This window comes from Paracoccus sp. KKT209 (assembly GCF_055635455.1).
Map to the genome: position 1 here is coordinate 1,220,431 of NZ_CM145758.1, position 19,325 is coordinate 1,239,755.

General features: G+C 69.1%; 17 protein-coding genes. 7 read left to right on the forward strand and 10 right to left on the reverse strand.

Going from position 1 to position 19,325, the window contains the following annotated elements:
• Positions 1–37 precede the first annotated feature (37 nt).
• The 4 genes from zwf to ftsY all read left to right on the forward strand — a co-directional run bounded on the left by zwf (position 38) and on the right by ftsY (position 4,934).
• Complete coding sequence (gene zwf / locus ACZ2G3_RS06020; RefSeq protein ID WP_470398353.1) at positions 38–1,483, forward strand: glucose-6-phosphate dehydrogenase; 1,446 nt, start codon at positions 38–40, stop codon at positions 1,481–1,483.
• Positions 1,484–1,485: 2 nt separating this feature from the next.
• Complete coding sequence (gene pgl / locus ACZ2G3_RS06025) at positions 1,486–2,157, forward strand: 6-phosphogluconolactonase (RefSeq protein ID WP_470399063.1); 672 nt, start codon at positions 1,486–1,488, stop codon at positions 2,155–2,157.
• A gap of 13 nt (positions 2,158–2,170) precedes the next feature.
• Positions 2,171–3,781: a glucose-6-phosphate isomerase gene (gene pgi / locus ACZ2G3_RS06030; RefSeq protein WP_470398355.1), complete on the forward strand. Its 1,611-nt coding sequence runs from the start codon at positions 2,171–2,173 to the stop codon at positions 3,779–3,781.
• 103 nt (positions 3,782–3,884) lie between these two features.
• A complete protein-coding gene (ftsY, locus tag ACZ2G3_RS06035; protein WP_470398356.1) occupies positions 3,885–4,934 on the forward strand; it encodes a signal recognition particle-docking protein FtsY in 1,050 nt (349 codons plus the stop codon).
• 7 nt (positions 4,935–4,941) lie between these two features.
• On the opposite strand, the gene ACZ2G3_RS06040 is transcribed toward ftsY, so the two are convergent.
• The gene (locus tag ACZ2G3_RS06040) at positions 4,942–5,928 is read right to left on the reverse strand and encodes a GlxA family transcriptional regulator (protein WP_419267379.1); all 987 of its coding nucleotides are present in this window, start codon (positions 5,926–5,928) and stop codon (positions 4,942–4,944) included.
• 169 nt (positions 5,929–6,097) lie between these two features.
• On the opposite strand from ACZ2G3_RS06040, the gene ACZ2G3_RS06045 reads away from it, so the two are divergent.
• Positions 6,098–7,507, forward strand: coding sequence for a class II 3-deoxy-7-phosphoheptulonate synthase (locus tag ACZ2G3_RS06045; protein ID WP_470398357.1), 1,410 nt, complete (start codon positions 6,098–6,100; stop codon positions 7,505–7,507).
• A gap of 33 nt (positions 7,508–7,540) precedes the next feature.
• Here ACZ2G3_RS06045 and ACZ2G3_RS06050 read toward each other — a convergent pair whose 3' ends face one another.
• From ACZ2G3_RS06050 to ACZ2G3_RS06080, 7 genes are all read right to left on the reverse strand, one after another.
• Positions 7,541–8,410: a lysophospholipid acyltransferase family protein gene (locus ACZ2G3_RS06050; protein WP_470398358.1), complete on the reverse strand. Its 870-nt coding sequence runs from the start codon at positions 8,408–8,410 to the stop codon at positions 7,541–7,543.
• The gene (locus ACZ2G3_RS06055; RefSeq protein WP_470398360.1) at positions 8,386–9,324 is read right to left on the reverse strand and encodes a DMT family transporter; all 939 of its coding nucleotides are present in this window, start codon (positions 9,322–9,324) and stop codon (positions 8,386–8,388) included. The genes ACZ2G3_RS06050 and ACZ2G3_RS06055 overlap by 25 nt, the downstream gene beginning before the upstream one ends.
• Before the next feature lie 79 nt (positions 9,325–9,403).
• Positions 9,404–11,422 carry a transketolase gene (tkt, locus tag ACZ2G3_RS06060; protein ID WP_470398362.1) on the reverse strand — a complete coding sequence of 673 codons (2,019 nt, stop codon included), beginning with the start codon at positions 11,420–11,422 and terminating at the stop codon, positions 9,404–9,406.
• A gap of 83 nt (positions 11,423–11,505) precedes the next feature.
• Positions 11,506–12,834: an HlyC/CorC family transporter gene (locus ACZ2G3_RS06065; protein ID WP_419267385.1), complete on the reverse strand. Its 1,329-nt coding sequence runs from the start codon at positions 12,832–12,834 to the stop codon at positions 11,506–11,508.
• 10 nt (positions 12,835–12,844) lie between these two features.
• Entirely contained in the window at positions 12,845–13,825 is a 981-nt protein-coding gene (locus ACZ2G3_RS06070; protein WP_470398363.1) for a site-specific tyrosine recombinase XerD, read from the reverse strand.
• On the reverse strand, positions 13,822–15,321 hold the full coding sequence (locus ACZ2G3_RS06075; RefSeq protein WP_470398365.1) for a hypothetical protein: 1,500 nt from the start codon (positions 15,319–15,321) through the stop codon (positions 13,822–13,824). The genes ACZ2G3_RS06070 and ACZ2G3_RS06075 overlap by 4 nt, the downstream gene beginning before the upstream one ends.
• Complete coding sequence (locus tag ACZ2G3_RS06080; RefSeq protein ID WP_470398367.1) at positions 15,314–15,493, reverse strand: hypothetical protein; 180 nt, start codon at positions 15,491–15,493, stop codon at positions 15,314–15,316. The genes ACZ2G3_RS06075 and ACZ2G3_RS06080 overlap by 8 nt, the downstream gene beginning before the upstream one ends.
• A gap of 132 nt (positions 15,494–15,625) precedes the next feature.
• On the opposite strand from ACZ2G3_RS06080, the gene ACZ2G3_RS06085 reads away from it, so the two are divergent.
• Entirely contained in the window at positions 15,626–16,171 is a 546-nt protein-coding gene (locus ACZ2G3_RS06085; RefSeq protein WP_458478485.1) for a shikimate kinase, read from the forward strand.
• A gap of 6 nt (positions 16,172–16,177) precedes the next feature.
• Complete coding sequence (aroB, locus tag ACZ2G3_RS06090; RefSeq protein ID WP_470398369.1) at positions 16,178–17,284, forward strand: 3-dehydroquinate synthase; 1,107 nt, start codon at positions 16,178–16,180, stop codon at positions 17,282–17,284.
• Between the two features lie 63 nt (positions 17,285–17,347).
• Here the strand turns inward: aroB and ACZ2G3_RS06095 are convergent, their stop codons facing one another.
• Together ACZ2G3_RS06095 and ssb are read right to left on the reverse strand one after the other, a co-directional pair.
• Positions 17,348–18,394 (reverse strand): Glu/Leu/Phe/Val dehydrogenase dimerization domain-containing protein, encoded by a 1,047-nt coding sequence (locus ACZ2G3_RS06095; protein ID WP_470398371.1) that lies wholly within the window; start codon positions 18,392–18,394, stop codon positions 17,348–17,350.
• Positions 18,395–18,631: 237 nt separating this feature from the next.
• On the reverse strand, positions 18,632–19,135 hold the full coding sequence (gene ssb, locus ACZ2G3_RS06100; RefSeq protein WP_470398373.1) for a single-stranded DNA-binding protein: 504 nt from the start codon (positions 19,133–19,135) through the stop codon (positions 18,632–18,634).
• Positions 19,136–19,325: the final 190 nt, after the last annotated feature.

Consider the following 19,325-nt stretch of genomic DNA (forward strand, 5'->3'; position numbering starts at 1 on the left):
AAGGGATAAGGCGGACGCCACCCAGATGGAGGACAGCATGGTCTCGCGTGTCATTCCGGTCGAAGACTTCGACCTTGTGATCTTTGGCGCCACGGGCGATCTTGCGCATCGCAAGATCCTGCCGGGCCTGTTCCGGCGGTTCGAGGCGGGGCAGATCCCGCCCTTCAGCCGGATCATCGGCGCGGCCCGGACGGAACAGGACGACGACGCCTTTCGGGCTGAAACCCTGCAGGCCATCTGCGAACACACCACGGTGCGAAACGACGATCCCCGGCTGGCCGAATTCCTGCAGCTGCTGGGCTATGTCGCGATCGACGCCAAAGGCGAGGGCGGCTGGCAGGCGCTCAAGGACCGGATGCGCAAGGGCGCGGTCCATGCCTTTTATTTCTCGGTCGCGCCGTCGCTTTTCGGGCATATCGCGGAACGGCTGGCGGGCCACGGCATCGCCGATGCCGACAGCCGCATCGTGGTCGAAAAGCCCTTTGGCCGCGATCTGGCCAGTGCCCGCGCCCTGAACGCGACGCTGGCGCAGCATTTCGACGAGCACCAGATCTACCGGATCGACCATTACCTGGGCAAGGAAACCGTCCAGAACCTGATGGCCGTCCGTTTCGCCAATGTGCTGTTCGAGCCGCTGTGGAACGCCCAGTATATCGACCACGTCCAGATCACCGTGGCCGAAACCGTGGGCGTGGCGGGGCGCGGCAGCTATTACGACAAGTCCGGCGCGATCCGGGACATGATCCAGAACCACATGATGCAGCTTCTGTGCCTGATCGCGATGGAGCCGCCCTATCACTTTGATCCCGACGCGGTGCGCGACGAAAAGCTGAAGGTGATCCGGGCGCTGGAACGGGTCGAACCCGCCGACATCGTGCGCGGCCAGTACCAGGGCGAGGGGGCCGACTACCTGGCCGATGCCGAGGACCGCGATTCGCGCACCGAAAGCTATGTCGCGATGAAGGTGCGCATCTCGAACTGGCGCTGGCAGGGGACGCCCTTCTACCTGCGCACGGGGAAAAAACTGCGCGCGCGCACGTCGGAGATCGCGATCACCTTCAAGGAACCGCCGCATTCCATCTTTGACGACAGTGGCACGCCCAAGGCGAACGAACTGGTCATCCGCCTGCAGCCGAACGAGGGCATGAACCTGAAGGTCATGATCAAGGAACCGGGTCCCGGCGGCATGCGCCTGGTGCAGGTGCCGCTGGACATGTCCTTTGCCGATGCCCTCGGCTCTGACGGGGCCGACATGCCCGATGCCTATGAACGGCTGATCATGGACGTGATCCGCGGCAACCAGACCCTGTTCATGCGCGGGGACGAGGTCGAGGCGGCCTGGGCCTGGACCGACCCGATCATCAATGCCTGGGAGGACAGCAAGCGCCGTCCCGAACCCTATGACCCAGGATCCTCGGGCCCCGAAGAGGCGTTGCGCCTGATGCACCGCGACAACCGTCGGTGGAGGGAGATCAGGGGATGACCTTGGAACTGATGGAATACCCGGACCGCGAGATGCTGGCCCTGTCGCTGGCCGACCGCATCGCCTCGCAACTGGCGCAGCACCTGCGCAGCAACGACCGCGCGACCCTGTGCGTGCCGGGCGGCACCTCTCCGGCGCCGGTCTTCGAAACCCTCAGCGGGGCGGACCTGGACTGGGGCCGGGTCACGGTGGTGCTGGGCGATGAACGCTGGGTCGAGGGCGATCACAAGCGGTCGAACTCTCGCCTTCTGCGCCGCCACCTGCTGAAGGACAAGGCGGCGGCGGCCGAGTACATCGACCTTTATACCGGCGATGCCTCGCCGGACATGGCGACGGAGGGGCTGTCGGCGCGCCTGGCGCCGCATCTGCCGCTGACGGTGGTGCTGCTCGGGATGGGCAATGACATGCACACGGCCAGCCTCTTTCCCGGTGCCGATCACCTGGAGGCCGCGATGGCCGCCGATGCGCACACCGTCATGGCGATCCGGGCCGAGGGCGCAGAAGAGCCGCGCATCACCCTGACCCGTCCGGTGCTGGCGGATGCGCTGAACATCCACGTGCTGATCATGGGCCCCGAAAAGCGCGAGGCCCTGGCCCGCGCGCAGAAGGCCGACCCGATGGAGGCGCCGATCCGCGCCTTTCTTGATGCCGCCACCGTCCATTGGGCAGAATAAGGAACCGACCTGAATGTCCGACATCTGGAACCGCCTGAAATCCCTGCGTAGCCGGCAGGGCGACAACCGCATCGAGGCGCTGTTTGACGCCGATCCTGCCCGCGCGACCGCCTTTTCGACCAGCGCGGACGGCTTGGTCCTTGACTGGTCCAAGACCATGATCGACGCCCAGGCGCGCGACATGCTGCTGGACCTGGCGCGCGACGCGGGCGTCGAGGCGCGGCGCGAAGCGATGTTCCAGGGCCAGCGCATCAACGAGACCGAGGGCCGCGCGGTCCTGCACACGGCGCTGCGCAACCTGTCGGGCAGCGTGGTGCTGGACGGTCGCGACATCATGCCGGCGGTTCGCGAGACGCATGACCGCATGGCCGATTTCGCGCGGCAGGTCCGCGACGGCCGCTTTGCGGGGCAGGGCGGCAAGATCACCGATATCGTCAATATCGGCATCGGCGGCTCGGACTTGGGACCCTATATGGCGGTGCTGGCGCTGGCGCCCTATCACGACGGGCCGCGCGCGCATTTCGTCAGCAACGTGGACGGGGCCGACATCACGGATACGCTGAAGGACCTGGACCCGGCGACCACGCTGGTCATCGTCGCCTCCAAGACCTTCACCACGATCGAGACCATGACCAACGCCCGGACCGCCCGCGACTGGATGGGCGGCAAGGTGACCGACCCTGCGGCGCAATTCGTGGCGCTGTCCTCGGCCGTGGACAAGACGGCGGCCTTCGGCATCGACGCCTCGCGCGTCTTCGGCTTCGAGGATTGGGTCGGCGGGCGCTATTCGGTCTGGGGCCCGATCGGGCTGTCGCTGATGCTGGCAGTCGGCCCCGAGGATTTCGATGCCTTCCTGGGCGGCGGCGCGGCGATGGACACGCATTTCCGCGGCGCGCCGCTGGAAGCGAACCTGCCCGTGCTGCTGGCGCTGGTGGGCATCTGGCACCACCAGGTCTGCGGCTATCCGACCCGCGCGGTGCTGCCCTATGACAACCGCCTGCTGCGCCTGCCGGCCTATCTGCAGCAGCTGGAGATGGAATCGAACGGCAAGCGCGTGGCGATGAACGGCAGCGACCTGGCCGTCGTGTCGGGGCCGGTCGTCTGGGGTGAACCCGGCACCAACGGCCAGCATGCCTTTTATCAGCTGATCCACCAAGGCACGACGCCGGTTCCCTGCGAGTTCATCCTGGCCGCCGAGGGGCACGAACCCGACCTGGCGCATCACCACATCCTGCTGGCCGCGAACTGCCTGGCGCAGTCCGAGGCGCTGATGCGCGGCCGCAGCCTGGACGAGGCGCGCGACCTGATGCGGGCCAAGGGGCTGGACGGCGCCGAGCTGGAGCGTCAGGCCCGCCACCGCGTCTTTCCGGGGAACCGCCCCTCGACGACGCTGCTGGCGGCACAGCTGACGCCCTTCGTGCTGGGGCAGATCGTGGCGCTTTATGAGCACCGGGTCTTTGTCGAAGGGGTGATCCTGGGGATCAACAGCTTTGATCAATGGGGCGTGGAGCTGGGCAAGGAACTGGCCCTGAAGGTCGAGCCGCTGCTGAAGGGCCAGGAGGCCCCGGGCCATGACGCCTCGACCGAGCGGCTGGCGGGGCTGATCCGCGCGATGCGCGCCTGACCGGCGCCACGCGGCCCCTAGATTTGGTTCGGATCAGGGGCCGCGCGGCTTTTCCTTGCCGGCGTGAGCGGTTAGGGTCGCGCCAGCACGGAAAGGTCTGATCATGGCATTCTTCTCGAAACTGCGCGAGCGGCTGACACGGTCTTCATCCAAGATCGGCTCTGGCCTGGACGAGATCGTGGGCGACGCGCCCGCCGCCGCGGAGGAGCCGCTGCGCCCCGCGACCGAATTGCCCGCGCCCCTTGCCACCCCCCATCCGCAGCCGGTCCAGCCCGGTTTTGTCGGGCGCCTGTTCGGCCGGGGCGAGGCCAAGCCCGAGGAGCCGCGCCGCGCACTGGACGACGACATGCTGGAGGACCTGGAGGATATGCTGGTCCAGGCCGATCTGGGCGTCGACACCGCGCTGCGCGTCACCGCCAACATCGCCGAAGGCCGGATGGGACGCCGCGTGTCGGCCACCGAGCTCAAGGAACTGTTGGCCGGGGAAATCGGGCGCATCATGGCGCCTGTCGCGCGGCCGATGCCCATCTATCCGAAAAAGCCCCAGGTGGTGCTGGTCGTCGGCGTGAACGGCGCCGGCAAGACCACCACCATCGGCAAGCTGGCCAGCCAGTTCCGCGCCGCTGGCAAATCGGTCGTCATCGCCGCGGGCGACACCTTCCGCGCGGCGGCCGTCGAACAGCTGCAGGTCTGGGGACAGCGGGCCGGCGTGCCGGTGATGGTCGCCCCGCAGGGCAGCGACCCCGCCAGCCTGGCTTGGGACGCGATGGTCCGGGCCGAGGCCGAGGGCGCCGACCTGCTGATGATCGACACGGCCGGACGGTTGCAGAACCGCCAGGACCTGATGGAGGAACTGGCCAAGATCGTCCGCGTGATCCGCAAGAAGGACCCGGAGGCCCCGCACAACACGCTGCTGGTGCTGGACGCGACCACCGGCCAGAACGCGCTGAACCAGGTCGAAACCTTCCGCAAGCTGGCCGATGTGTCGGGCTTGGTGATGACCAAGCTGGACGGCACGGCACGCGGTGGCGTGCTGGTGGCGCTGGCCGACCGCTTTGGCCTGCCGATCCATGCCATCGGCGTGGGCGAGCAGATCGACGACCTGGACGCCTTTGACGCCGACGAATTCGCCCGTGCGCTGGTGGGTCTCTGACGCCGGCCTAACCCGCCGTCATGGCCGAAGCCGAGGTGCCCCTTTCGCGATAAGGGGTGCTGCCATATTGCGCCCGATAGCATTTTGAAAAATGCGACGGACTGGAAAAGCCCGAGGCCAGCGCGATCTCGATGATCGACATCTCGGTCTGCATCAGCAGGTTGCGCGCCCGCGCCAGCCGGGTTTCCATGTAATAGCGCTTGGGGCTGCGGTTCAGATAGCGGCGGAACAGGCGCTCCAACTGGCGTGTGGACATGCCCGCATCGGCGGCCAGCTGGGCGGGACTGACCGGATCCTCCAGGTTCGCCTCCATCCGGGCGATGACCGCGGCCAGGCGCGGATGGCGCACCCCGATGCGGGTCGGGATCGACAGTCGCTGGCGGTCCTGGTCGGTGCGGATGGCAGTGTGCAGCATCTGGTCGGCCACGTCCGCGGCCAGGGCGTCGCCATGCGCCTCGGCGATCATGTGCAGCATCAGGTCGATGGAGCTGGTCCCGCCGGCGGCCGTCAGTCGGCTGCTGTCATGCACGAAGACCGAACGGTAAAGATCGACCTGCGGAAAGGCCTCGGCGAAGCCGTCGTGGTTCTCCCAGTGGATCGTCGCCTTGCGCCCGTCCAGCAGCCCGGCCTCGGCCAGAACCCAGGCCCCGGTGCAGACCGCGCCCATCGCCGCCCCGCCGCGCGCCTGACGGCGCAGCCAGGCCAGCACGGGGCGCGTCGCCTCGCGCGCGATCTCGGTCCCGCCGCAGACGATCACGACCTCGTCCCGGCCCGGCGGCGGCGCGTCGGGGTCCAGGCCGCCGTCAAGCATGACCCGCGCCCCGTTGGAACAGACCGCCATGTCGCCACGCGGTCCGACAAGCCGCCAATCGAACAGGACATGCCCCGACGCCCGGTTCGCCAGACGCAATGGTTCCAGGGCCGCCGTGAACGGCAGCATGGTGAAACGGTCCAGCAGCAGGAACGTGAAGCGGCGCGGTTTTTCAGATGGCATGAGGCTGTCTTTGATGCGGTCCCGTCATTTACCCAAACAGGGTTTTGACGCAACGGCAAGAGGGGCTGCATTGCCTAAAATCAATGCAGGCGGAGGACCGCAGCAAACTCTTTCCCTGCGCGCCGTTCGCGACTATACCGGCGCGACCATTTTCCAAGGAGCGCAGGACATGTCGCAGGATAACCGCAAGACCGCCGCCACCCAAAGCTGGGACAAGGCTGGCTGGCGGGCCTATCCCCGCGTCCAGATGCCTGACTATACGGACCCTGCGGCCCTGCAGGCGGCCGAGGCGCAGCTGCGCCGCTATCCGCCCCTGGTCTTTGCCGGCGAGGCGCGGCGCCTGAAGGCGCAGCTGGCCGATGTGGCGTCCGGGCGGGGCTTCCTGCTGCAGGGCGGCGACTGCGCCGAAAGCTTCAGCGAATTCAGCGCCGACAACCTGCGCGACACCTTCAAGGTGGTGCTGCAGATGGCGGTCGTGCTGACCTGGGGCGCGCAGATGCCGGTGATCAAGGTCGGCCGCATGGCCGGCCAGTTCGCCAAGCCGCGCAGCGCACCGACCGAGGTGATCGGCGGGGTCGAACTGCCCAGCTATCGCGGCGACATCATCAACGGCTTTGACTTCACCGCCGCCTCGCGCATTCCCGATCCGCAGCGGATGCTGGCCGCCTATACCCAGGCTGCGGCCTCGCTGAACCTGCTGCGCGCCTTCTCGACCGGCGGTTTCGCCGACATGCACCGCGTCCAGAGCTGGATCGCCGATTTCGTGGGCGGCCCCGAGGCGGCCAAGTATCGCGACATCGCGGACCGCATCAGCGACGCGCTGGCCTTCATGCAGGCGGCGGGCGTGAATTCCGACACGGCGCATCAGCTGTCCAAGGTCGACTTCTACACCAGCCACGAGGCGCTGCTGCTGGAATACGAAGAGGCGCTGGCGCGGATCGATTCGACCACCGGCCTGCCTGTCGCGGGCTCGGGCCACATGATCTGGATCGGCGACCGCACCCGTCAGCCCGACGGCGCGCATGTCGAATTCTGCCGCGGCGTCCAGAACCCGATCGGACTGAAATGCGGCCCGACCACCACGGCCGAAGACCTCAAGGTGCTGATGGCCAAGCTGAACCCGGAGAACGAGGCCGGCCGGCTGACCCTGATCGCGCGCTTTGGCGCCGGCAAGGTGGGCGATCACCTGCCGCGCCTGGTCAAGGCGGTCCAGGAAGAGGGCGCCAATGTCGTCTGGTCCTGCGACCCGATGCACGGCAACGTCATCAAATCCTCGACCGGCTACAAAACCCGGGCCTTCGATTCGATCCTGCGCGAGGTGCGCGAGTTCTTTGGCGTCCACTCGGCCGAAGGCACCATTCCGGGCGGCGTCCATTTCGAGATGACCGGCCAGGACGTCACCGAATGCACCGGCGGCGTGCGGGCCGTAACGGACGAGGATCTGTCGGACCGCTACCACACCGCCTGCGATCCGCGCCTGAACGCCAGCCAGTCGCTGGAACTGGCCTTCCTGGTGGCCGAGGAACTGCGTGCCCGCCGCGAAAGCACCGCGCCGCAGCGCTCCGCTGCCGCGATCTGACCGTTTGGCGGCCCGGAGCGATCCGGGCCGCGGCTATTTCCAGCGCCGGTGGATCCAGAACCACTGGTCCATGTGACGCCTGACCAGCATCTCCAGGTCGTCGTTCAGCGCCTGCATCATGGCGCGCGGCGTATCGGCCGCGACGGGCGCCCCGACATGCACCCGAAAGCTCAGCCCGTCATCACAGCGGATCCCCGCGATCGGCACCAGCAGCGCATCATAGCGCCGCGCCAGTTCGGCCGGCGTCAGGACCGTCTTGGTGGGCAGGTCAAAGAACCGCAGCTCGGCCCCTTCGCGGTCATGCTGGTCAAAGCCCAGGGCCAGCCAGCCGCCCCCCTTCAGGAACCGCAGCATCGCCGCCAGGCCAGACCGGCCGCGCGGGAACAGCGGCTCGGCGATGGCCGTGATGGCGGGCACGTAATGGCGGTTGAAGGCTTCGTTGTTCATCGGGCGGTACAGCGCCCCCACCGGCCAGCCGCGCCCCGTCAGCGCCGCGCGCATGGCGTCGTAATTGCCGAAATGCGCGCAGGCCAGGATCACGGGGCGGCCGCTGTCGAAGGCGGCCTCCAGTGCCGGCAGGCCGGGGCCTTCCAGGGGATCGGAGGCATGGATGCGGCGGGTGAACTCCTCGCCCGCATAGATCTCGGCCAGGGATCGTCCGGCATTGTCGGGCACGGCCCGGACCAGCGTCTCGATCTCGGGCGGAGAGAGGTCCGGGCGCGCCAGGGACAGGTTGTCCCGGATGCGGCCCCGCCACCCTGCCAAGGGTGCGATCACCTGCGAAAACAGCCAGCCCATCGCCGGGATGCGCTGCCGATAGGGCAGCAGCCGTGCCGCGCCCATGACGACGACGAAGGCGCCGTTGGCCAGCCGGTCGGTCAGCGTGGGTCGGTCGTCGCGCATGGGTCCCCTTTTGCCGCGCGGGCCTCGCGCGACCAGACGTAAAGGCCTGCGGCGACGATAAGGGTTGCCCCTCCGATGGTCCAGAGATCGGGCAGCTGGCCAAAGAACAGCCAGCCCCAGAGCCCGGCCCAGATCAGCCCCGTATAGCCGAAGGGCGCCAGTGCCCCGGCCTCGGCGGCGCTGAAGGCCTGCACCAGCAGGTACTGGCTGACGGTGCCGAAGGCGGCCAGCAGCGCAAAGGCCCAGAGGTCCGCCCCCGCCATCGGTTGCCAGAAGAACGGGACCAGCAGGCTGGAGGCGATGCTGCCCACGATCGCCGACCACAGGACGGACGTTGCCACGGAATCGCCCCGCACCATGCGGGTCAGCAGCGCGCCCGCGGCAAAGGTGAAGGCCCCGGCCAGCGGCAGCAGGGCCGCCGGCTGAAAGACGCCCAGACCCGGCCGGATGATCAGCAGGGCGCCGACCAGCGCCGCGGCGATGCCCGCGATGCGCCGGGGGCCGATCCGTTCCCCCAGGAACAGCGCCGCGCCAAGCGTGATCAGGACCGGGTTCAGGTCCATGATCGCGGTGGCCTCGGCCAGGCCGATGAACTGCAGCGAGGTGAAGAACAGCCCGACCGAGCCCAGCTGCATCAGCGAGCGCGCGAATTGCGCGGCGGGATGCCGCGTGCGCAGCAGGGGCGGCAGCGCCTGGCGGAAGATCAGCGCAAAGATCAGCAGGTTGCCCACGAACCGCACCCAGATGACCTGGACGGGGTGATAGGTCTGGGTCAGGTGCTTGGCGGTCGCGTCCATCAGCGTGAAGCCCAGGATTGCCGCCAGCAGCAGCGCGATGCCGCGTGCCTGGTCGGTGCCGGGGCGGCGCAGAAAACCGCGCCGGCCCATCGCAAAGCTGCGTGCCAGGGCCCGCATCAGGCGGGATGCCTCCGGGTGGCCGCATGGGCGTCATGCCCTGTCACCCGGAACACCCCGCCCAAGGCCAGGCCTTGGCTCACAAAAGCGCCTTGGCCCGCTCGACCGCGGCCTCGGCCGTGATGCCGAAGGCCTTGTAGAGCTCGGGCGCCGGGCCAGAGGCGCCAAAGCCCTCCATGCCGATGAAGGCGGACCTGTCCTCCTGGCCACGTTCGCCCAGCAGCAGCCAGTCCCAGGGCTGGCGGACGGCCGCTTCGATCGCGATGCGGACGGTGCCGGCGGGCAGGACCTCGGCCCGATAGGCGGCCGGCTGTTCGCGGAAAAGCTCCATCGAGGGAACCGAGACGACGCGCGTGGCGATGCCCTCGGCCTCCAGCGCATCGCGGGCCGCGACGGCGATCTCGACTTCGGATCCGGTCGCCATCAGCACGACCTTGGGCGCGGCGGTCGCCTCGCGCAGGACATAGGCGCCCTTGGCGGTCAGGTTCTCGCCGCCGTCCTGGCGCAGGGTCGGCAGGTTCTGGCGCGACAGGGCCAGGACCGAGGGGGTCGTGTCCTGCGACAGGGCGATCTCCCAGGCCTCGGCGGTCTCGATCTGGTCGCAGGGGCGCAGCACCAGCGTGTTCGGCGTGGCGCGGCAGATGGCCAGATGCTCGACCGGCTGGTGGGTCGGGCCGTCCTCGCCCAGGCCGATGCTGTCATGGGTCATGACATAGACCACGGGCAGGCCCATCAGCGACGACAGGCGCATGGCGCCGCGCGCATAGTCGGTGAAGGTCAGGAAGGTGCCGCCATAGGGGCGGAAGCCGCCATGCAGCCAGATCCCGTTCATCGCGGCCGCCATGCCATGTTCGCGGATGCCGTAATGCAGATAGCGGCCGGCGCGGTTGTCGGGGCTGAAGACGCCGTGGCCGCTGGTCTTGGTGTTGTTCGACCCGGTCAGGTCGGCCGAGCCGCCGAAGGTTTCGGCCATCTTGGCGTTCAGGGCCTCTAGCACGTTCTCGCTGGCCTTGCGGGTCGCGACCTTGGGCTTGTCCTGCAGGGTCTTGCCCTTGAAGTCGCGGATGACGGTTTCCAGCACCGGGTTGACCTCGTTGCCGATGCGGCGGGCGAAATCGTCGCGGTGATCGGAGGACAGCGCGTCCACGCGCTCGTTCCAGGCGGCGCGGGCCTCGGCGCCGCGCTGGCCGATCTTGCGCCAGTCCGCCAGGATCTGGTCGGGGATCACGAAGGGCTCGTGGCTCCAGCCATAGGCCTCGCGGGTGGCCGCGATCTCGTCCCGTCCCAGGGGAGAGCCATGCGCCTTGCTGCTGTCGGCGCGATTGGGAGAGCCAAAGCCGATGATCGTCTTGCAGTCGACCAGCGTCGGGCGGCCGTCGTCCTGCGCGGCCTCGGACAGGGCGCGGTCGATGTCGGCGGCGTCATGGCCGTCGCAGGACAGCACGCGCCAGCCGGCGGCGGCAAAGCGGGCATGCTGGTCGGTCCTGTCGGACAGGCTGACGCGGCCGTCGATGGTGATGTCGTTGTTGTCCCACAGCACGATCAGGCGGCTCAGCTGCTGGTGGCCGGCCAGGGCGATGGCCTCGTGGCTGATCCCCTCCATCAGGCAGCCGTCGCCGGCGATGACCCAGGTGCGATGGTCGCAAAGTCCGGCGCCATATTCCGCCCGCAGCGCCTCTTCGGCGATGGCCATGCCGACCGCGGTGGCGATGCCCTGGCCCAGGGGGCCGGTGGTGGTTTCCACGCCTTCGACATGGCCGTATTCGGGGTGGCCCGCGGTGATCGCGCCCAGCTGGCGGAAGTTGCGCACCTGGTCCAGCGTCATCTGCTCATAGCCGGTCAGATGCAGCAGCGAATAGATCAGCATCGAGCCATGGCCCGCCGACAGAACGAAACGGTCGCGGTCGAACCAGTTCGGGGCCGAGGCGTCGAACTTCAGGTGGTTGCGGAACAGCACGGTCGCCACGTCCGCCATGCCCATCGGCATGCCGGGATGGCCGGAATTGGCGGCCTCGACCGCGTCCATGGACAGCACGCGGATTGCGCTGGCCAGGTTCCAGTGGTCGGGGTTGGCGGTGCGGCGGGCTGCGATGTCCATGACGATCCCTTGCGGCAAAGGTTGATGCCGTTCTGTTAGGGGTTGGGCCGTCCGGTTGCAAGCCGCGCGACCCCCGCAAAGGGCTAAGCCTCGTCACCTTTCAGGGGCAGGATCGGCCGGATTCGCAGCCGTGTGATACGATTTTCCCGCCGGGTGACGACTTCGAACCGATAGCCGTGGAAACTGAACACCTGGCCCTGTTCCGGGATCGACTGCGCCATGTGGATCACCAGGCCCGCAACGGTGTTGGCCTCGTCATCCGGCAGGGTCCAGTCCAGCTGTCGGTTCAGGTCGCGGATGGTCATGCCCCCTTCAACCAGATAGTCGCCCTGGGGGTTCGGACGCAGGGTCTGGTCCGCCTCGGTGTCGTGTTCGTCCGCAATCTCGCCCACGATCTCCTCGAGGATGTCCTCCAGCGTGATCAACCCGCGCAAGGATCCGTATTCGTCCACGACCAGTGCGAAATGGGTGCGCCTTTTCAGGAACTCGCGCATCTGTTCGTCCAGCGCACTGGTCTCGGGGACGAAATAGGGCGGCATGACCACCGCCATGATGTCGAACCGCCGGGCCGCGGAGGGATCGCCCGCATCGCGCACGGCACGGTTTACAGCGCGCAGCAGGTCCTTCGCATGGACGACGCCCACGATGTTCTCGCGCTCCTGGCGATAGACGGGCAGGCGGGTATGGGGGCTGGCCAGCACGGTTTCCAGGATCTTTTCCGGGGGCAGGTCGGCGTCGATCATCTGGATCTCGCTGCGGTGGCGCATGATCTCCTCGACGGTGCGGTTGCCCAGGTCCAGCGCGCCCAGCAGGCGGTCGCGATCCTCCTTCAGCACCGACCCCGCCGCATGGCCGATTGAAAGGGCGCCCGCGATCTCTTCCTCGACCGAGAACATGTGCGAGCCGGGATCGGTCTTCAGCCCGAAGATCGACAGGATGCCGCGCACGATCATGCGGACCACCGTGACGACGGGCGCCAGGACGATGGTCAGCAGGCGGATCGGGCGGGCGACCATGCTGGCGACCTTTTCGGGCGCCGAGATCGCATAGGTCTTGGGCATGACCTCGGAAAAGATCAGGACCAGGACGGTCATCACCAGCGTGGCGATGGCCACGCCGCTCCCGCCGATCAGGCGGGTGAAGAGCGCGGTGGCCAGGCTGGCCGACAGGATGTTGACGACATTGTTGCCCAGAAGGATGGCGCCGATCAGACGCTCGCTGTCCGAGGTGACCAGCAGCGCGGTCTCGGCGCCGCTGTCGCCCTTGTCGGCGCGCGAGCGCAGCTTGGCACGGCTGGCCGCGGTCAGCGCGGTCTCCGAGCCGGAGAAAAAGGCAGACATCGCAAGCAGAAGAACGATGGCCGCGCCGGTGATCCACATCGCGGCATCGAAGGTACTGGAAGGGTCGTCCATTGGGTCCGGTTCAGGTTTGGGGGTCGGGCTGGGTCGCGCCGTCATCGGCAACGCGCGCCAGCGGATGATGGTTCAGGACCAGGTCGCGCATGCGGTGGTCCATCACATGGGTATAGATCTCGGTCGTGCCCAGGTCGGCATGGCCCAGCAGCATCTGGATGGTGCGCAGGTCGGCGCCGCCCTCCAGCAGGTGGGTCGCAAACGCGTGCCGGATGACATGGGGGGTGACGCGGGCGGGGTCCAGCCCCGCCTCGACGGAAAACTGGTGCAGCAGGCGCGACATGCTCTGCCGCGGCAGGTGGCCGGCCGCGCCGGGGGCCGGGAACAGCCAGCGCGCGCCGCGCGCCGCCAGCAGCCGGTGCAGCGGGCTGCCCTGCGGCGCCGCATCGCGCAGCGCCAGCCAGTCGCGCAGCGCCGCGCGGGCAGGCGCGCCAAGCGGCACCAGCCGGTCCTTGCTGCCCTTCCCCTTCACGACCAGCACTGCCGGATCGCCCCGGCAACCCGCGACGGGCAGCGTCACCAGTTCGCTGACCCGCATCCCGGTGGCATAGAGCATCTCCATCAGGCACAGGTTGCGCGCCCGATCCTCGGGGCGGCGGCCGACGCGGGGGGCCGCGGCCAGCAGGGCGTCGACCTCGTCCCGGCTCAGCGTCTTGGGCAGGCGCTTGGCCCGGCCCGGCCCCGAGATGCGGATCGCCGGATCGTCCTCGCGCCAGCCTTCCTCCAGCGCAAAGCGGGTGAACTGGCGGATGGCCGACAGCCGGCGCGCGCGGGTGGCGCGCGACAGGCCCTGCGCGTCGCAATGGGACAGGTAATCCTCGACCTGGTCGCGGGTCAGCCCGGCCAGCGCCAGACCCCGCCCCGACAGCCAGTCAGACAGGTCGCGCAGGTCGCGGCCATAGGCCAGCAGCGTGTTGCGCGCGGCCCCCGCCTCCGCGGCCTGCGCATCCAGAAAGGCCGAGATCTTCTGGTGGTCTGCGGCCTCGCTCATGGCGTTTCCGTCATCTGCGGCAGCAGCGTGATCTGCGCCTCGGCCCGGTCGGCATCCTCGGTCAGGCCCAAGGCGCGCAGCATGGCGATGCCGCGTCCGGCGCGGGCCAGGTCGCCCTCCAGCGCGGCATCGATATCGGACATCGCCGTCAGCAGCGCCTCGCCCCGCTGCGTCTGCGGCGCTTCGGGCTGGGGCGCCTCCAGGTTCGGGTCGGGTTCGGGCGGGGTGGCCTCCGGCAGTCCCTGCCAGGCCCGCAGCAGGTCGGTGATCTGGGCCGTCCGCTGATCGTCGCTGCCGGGCGGCAGGTCGGCCGCCACCATTGCCGCCAGCAGGTCGGCCATCCCGGCGGCGCGTAATTCTTCAAAGGCGCGGGGCAGGGCCTGGCTGACGTCGCCACTGGCCAGCGCCGCCTCCAGCGTGCGCATGACGGCCGCGCGTTCCCAGACCCCGCCCGAGGCGGCGGGCCGCTGTTCGGCATAGATCTGGCGCAGCTGTGCCGCGGGCAGGGCACCGGTCCGGGCCAAGCGTTCGGCCGCCTCGACCCGCGCCTTGAAGCCGCTGTTCAGCCGCAGGTCCGACTGTGCGAAGGCCACCGGCAGCGGGATGGTCGGCAGCGGCTGGCCGATCGCCTCGTGGATGCGGAATTCCAGCGGCGTCATGCGTTCGGCCGGTTCCAGCAGATCGCTGCTGTCCACAAAGGCATCGTCCAGGAAATGCGTCAGCATGATTGCGTGGCGCTCATCGACCAGGCCAAGCGCCTCGGCGCCGTGCAGGCTGATGGCGGCTGCGGCCCAGTCCCCGGTCTGCGCCAGGCAGAAGATGCGCGCCGCAAAGCTGGGGGCGATGCCGGGGGTGCCGTTCATGATGTCGCAGGCGCGGCCCTCGTCCCCCTCCAGCAGCGCGATGTCGAACATCCGGCGAAAGATCTCGGGATCGCCCGGGCCGGCGGCCACCAGCAGGGCTTGCGCATCGTCCAGCGCACCCATGTCCAGCAGCCGGTCGGCGCGGGCCAGGAACAGCTCTCCCCTGCGGCCCGCGGGTGTGTCGCCATCCTGCGGGGGCACCAGCTGCGCCGTCAGCAGCCGCTTCATTAGCCCCTGCATGGCCTGCAGGCGCGCGGGCGTCGCCAGCACCATCTGCGCCAGGGTGCCGGAATCGCTGCCCGCCCACAGATCGGCGGGCAGTCCCGCGCGGCGCGGACTGATCGTGCCGGTATGATCCGGGTCGCCCCGGTCCAGCCGGGTAACCTGGACGCGCCCCACCTCGCCGCTTTCGGCCACAGGCTTGGGACGCGAGGCGCGCGGACCCGGCGGCCGCCGGTCCGACGGCCGCCAGGCGGAGGATTCGCGCGGCGGCCCCTGCACGCTGCCCGACAGCCAGTCGCTGGCCGACAGCGGCTGCTGCTGCGCGGGCGCCTGCACGGGCAGCAGGGCCAGAAGGCCCGCCAGCGTCAGGGCGGGCAGGACGCCACGGGGAGTAGCGGGGCGATCAGTCACTGGCCGGCTCGGCGTCGGTGGCAGGGGCAGGGGCGGGCGTTGCGGCGGGTGCGGCAGCCGGGTCCAGCGGGCGGCGCACCTCGGTGCGGGTGGGGGTCAGGTCGCCGAAATAGGCATAACCCGCCAGGCCGATCAGCGCCGCCAGAATCAGCACAACCAGTAGCTTCAACATCCGCATCGAATTCGCCTTTGCTCGACCGCTTTTTCATTGTTGTCGGCCGGTCTGATGCCGGCTCGTCCCGAATATATATGGCAATTTCCGAAAGATCACGTCATTCAGTCAGCCGATTGTCGGGGGCAGGGAATGACCAAGCGGTTGACGCGCCATATCGTGCTGATCGGAATGATGGGGGCCGGCAAGACCGCCCTGGGAACCGAGCTTGCCCGGCGGCTGCGCGTGCCCTTCACCGATTCCGACGCCGAGATCGAGGCGGCCGCCGCGATGACCATCACCGAGATCTTTGCCCGCGACGGCGAGGCCTTCTTTCGCGCCCGCGAGGCGCAGGTGCTGGCGCGGCTGCTGGCGGGGCGGCCCTCGGTCGTCTCGACCGGGGGCGGGGCCTGGATGCAGGCCGGCAACCGGGCGCTGATCGCGGCATCGGGCATGTCGGTCTGGCTGAACTGCGACCCCGAGACGCTGTGGCAGCGCGTGCGCCAGCGCCCCACCCGGCCGCTGCTGCAGACCGCCGACCCCAAGGGCACGCTGCTGCGCCTGCTGGCCGAACGCAGCCCGGTCTATGCCCAGGCCGAGCTGGAATTCGTCTCGCGCGCGGGGGACAGCATCGACACCTCGACCGAACGGCTGATCGCGGCGCTGCGCGCGGCCGACCCCCATCTGATCGAAGGCTGATCCACCATGCTCGACCCCGTCACCGTCCATGTCCCCCTGGGCGACCGCGCCTATGATGTCCGCATCGGCTCTGGCCTGCTGGCCGACGCCGGCCAACAGATCGCGCCGCTGCTGGCGCGGCCGCGGGTGGCGATCGTCACCGATGCCACCGTGGCCGGGCTGCACCTGGAACCGCTTCGGGCCGCGCTGACCGCCGCCGGCATCGCCAGCCAGGCGCTGGTCCTGCCTTCGGGCGAGGGCACGAAAAGCTGGCCCCACCTGCAGTCCTGCGTCGAATGGCTGCTGGAGCAGAAGGTCGAGCGGCGCGATGTGGTGGTGGCGCTGGGCGGCGGCGTGATCGGGGACCTGGTCGGATTTGCGGCGGCCATCCTGCGGCGCGGCGTCCGCTTCGTGCAGCTGCCGACGACGCTGCTGGCCCAGGTGGACAGCAGCGTCGGCGGCAAGACTGGGATCAACAGCGGCCACGGCAAGAACCTGGTCGGCGCCTTTCACCAGCCATCGCTGGTCCTGGCAGATATCGACGTGCTGGACACGCTGAGCCCGCGCGATTTCCTGGCCGGCTATGGCGAGGTGGCGAAATACGGTCTGCTGGGGGATGCGGAATTCTTTGCCTGGCTGGAGGAGAACGGGCCGCGCCTGCGCGACGACAAGGCCCTGCGCCAGCACGCGGTCGCGCATTCGGTGGCCATGAAGGCGGGCATCGTCACCCGCGACGAGACCGAGCAGGGCGAGCGCGCGCTGCTGAACCTGGGCCATACCTTCGGGCATGCGCTGGAGGCCGCCACCGGCTATTCCGACCGGCTGCTGCATGGCGAGGGGGTGGCCATCGGCTGCGCCCTGGCCTTTGATCTGTCGGCGCGCATGGGCCTTTGTGCGCAGGAGGCGCCGAGCCGGGTGCTGGCGCATCTGCGGCAGATGGGGCTGCCGGCGCGGCTGTCCGAGATCACCGGCGTCCTGCCGGACGACGCGGCGCTGATCGCGCTGATGGGGCAGGACAAGAAGGTGGTGGACGGGCAGCTGCGCTTTGTGCTGGCCCGCGGCATCGGCGAGGCCTTTGTCAGCGATGCCGCCACGGCCGACGTGCTGGAAACGGTGCTGCGCGAGGCGCGCTGATCTTTCCCGAGCGCCAAGCCCCGCCATCCCCCGTGAAGGGGGATGGTTGTGGCCAAAGCCGGCTCAGGCGGCGCGGCGCCCCGACAGCATCGTCTGGACCATCTCATCCGCGACATCCGAGGTCGGCCGCCCCGTCTGGCGGGCCAGGGTCAGCATCTGGTCCACGCGGCCCGCGATCCCGGTCAGCCGCTCCAGCCGCCAGGCGTCGGGCTTGCCGTGGATCTCGCTGGCGACGCTGATGATGCCCCCGGCATTGACGACATAGTCGGGCATGTAGGTGATGCCGCGTTCCGCCAGGCCCTGCGCCACGCCATCGCTGGCCAGCTGGTTGTTCGCCGCGCCGCAGACCAGTTGCGCCGTCAGCGCCTGCGCGGTCGTATCGGTCAACACGCCGCCCAGGGCGCAGGGGGCAAAGATGTCCATCTGCTGATCGAAGACCTGGTCCGGATCGCAGACCGTGGCGCCAAGCCGGGCCGTCGCGTCATCCAGCGCCGCCGCATGGATGTCGGTCACCATCAGGCGCGCACCGGCGGCGGCCAGCTTTTCGGCCAGCGACCGCCCGACATGCCCGAGGCCCTGCACCAGCACGCGGCGGCCGGTCAGGTCGTCGGTGCCGAACACATGGCGGGCGCCGACCTTGAGGCACCGGAACACGCCCTCGGCCGTCCAGGGGGAGGGGTCGCCCGAGGCGTCGGAAAGGCCCACAGCAAAGCGTGTCTCGGCCGCGGCATGGGCCATGTCCTCGGGCGAGATGCCGACATCCTCGGCCGTCCAGTAGCGGCCGCCCAGGGCATCGACGGCGCGGCCAAAGGCCTGCATCATGCGCGGGGTCTTGTCGCTGCGCGCATCCCCGATGATCACGGCCTTGCCGCCACCCAGGCCCAGGTCGGCCATCGCGTTCTTGTAGGTCATGCCGCGCGCCAGCCGCGTCACGTCGGCGATCGCCTCGGCGTCGCTGGCATAGGGCCACATCCGGCACCCGCCCGCAGCGGGGCCGAGGGCGGTCGAATGCAGGCAGATCAGGGCGCGCAGCCCCGCATCGGGGTCCTCGGCCAGGACAAGTTGTTCATAGCCCCGCGGGGCGGTCAGATCGGTAAGGGTCAGTGCCATCTGCAAGCCTTCCTGTCGCGTCTGCGCGCCGCCGGGACGCGCGGGAATTGACCCAGAAAGCCCTGCCGAATGGTTAATGCAAGTCGCGGATCATTCGCAAAGCCGCGGGCCCGGTTCGCGCAACTTGCATGCCCCAGGCCGGGGTCCCCCGAAAGATCGCGTCGTATCTGGACCGGTCGTGGCCGATGAAAAAGGGCGGCCCCATGGCCGCCCTTTCGGTGATTCGCCTGCGATGGCTCAGAACGGGATCTCGTCGTCGTAATCCGCGCGCCCGCCCGAGCTGCCGCCGGAGGAGCCGCCCGAGGACCCGCCCCGCGACGGGCCCGAGCCGTAATCGTCATAGCCGCCGCCCTGGTTGCCACCGCCGCCCATGCCGCCGCCGCCCTCGCCGCGGCCATCCAGCATCTGCAGCGTGCCGTTCAGCCCGCGCAGCACGATCTCGGTCGAATAGCGGTCCTGGCCGGACTGGTCCTGCCACTTGCGGGTCTCCAGCGCGCCTTCGATATAGACCTTGCTGCCCTTTTTCAGGAAACGCTCGACCACGCCGACCAGGCCTTCGGACAGGATCGAGACGGTGTGCCACTCGGTCTTCTCGCGGCGCTCGCCGGTGGTGCGGTCCTTCCAGGTTTCCGAGGTCGCGATGCGGAGGTTGGCGACCTTGCCGCCATTCTGGAAGCTGCGGATTTCCGGGTCGCGGCCCAGATTGCCGATCAGGATGACCTTGTTGACGCTGCCTGCCATGACGGGGGTTCCTTGGTGATGTCTCGTTCCCGCCGGTCTAACGCAGCCCGGCCCGCGCCTGCAAGCCGTTCCGGGGCGGCGGCCCCAAGGCGGGAAGCCGCGCATCGGGGAGGCAGGGGCCGGGCGGCCGGTCCGCCATGCTGGCAGGGGCGGCGGATTTATGTATAGTCGCTGCAAAACCGGCGACAGC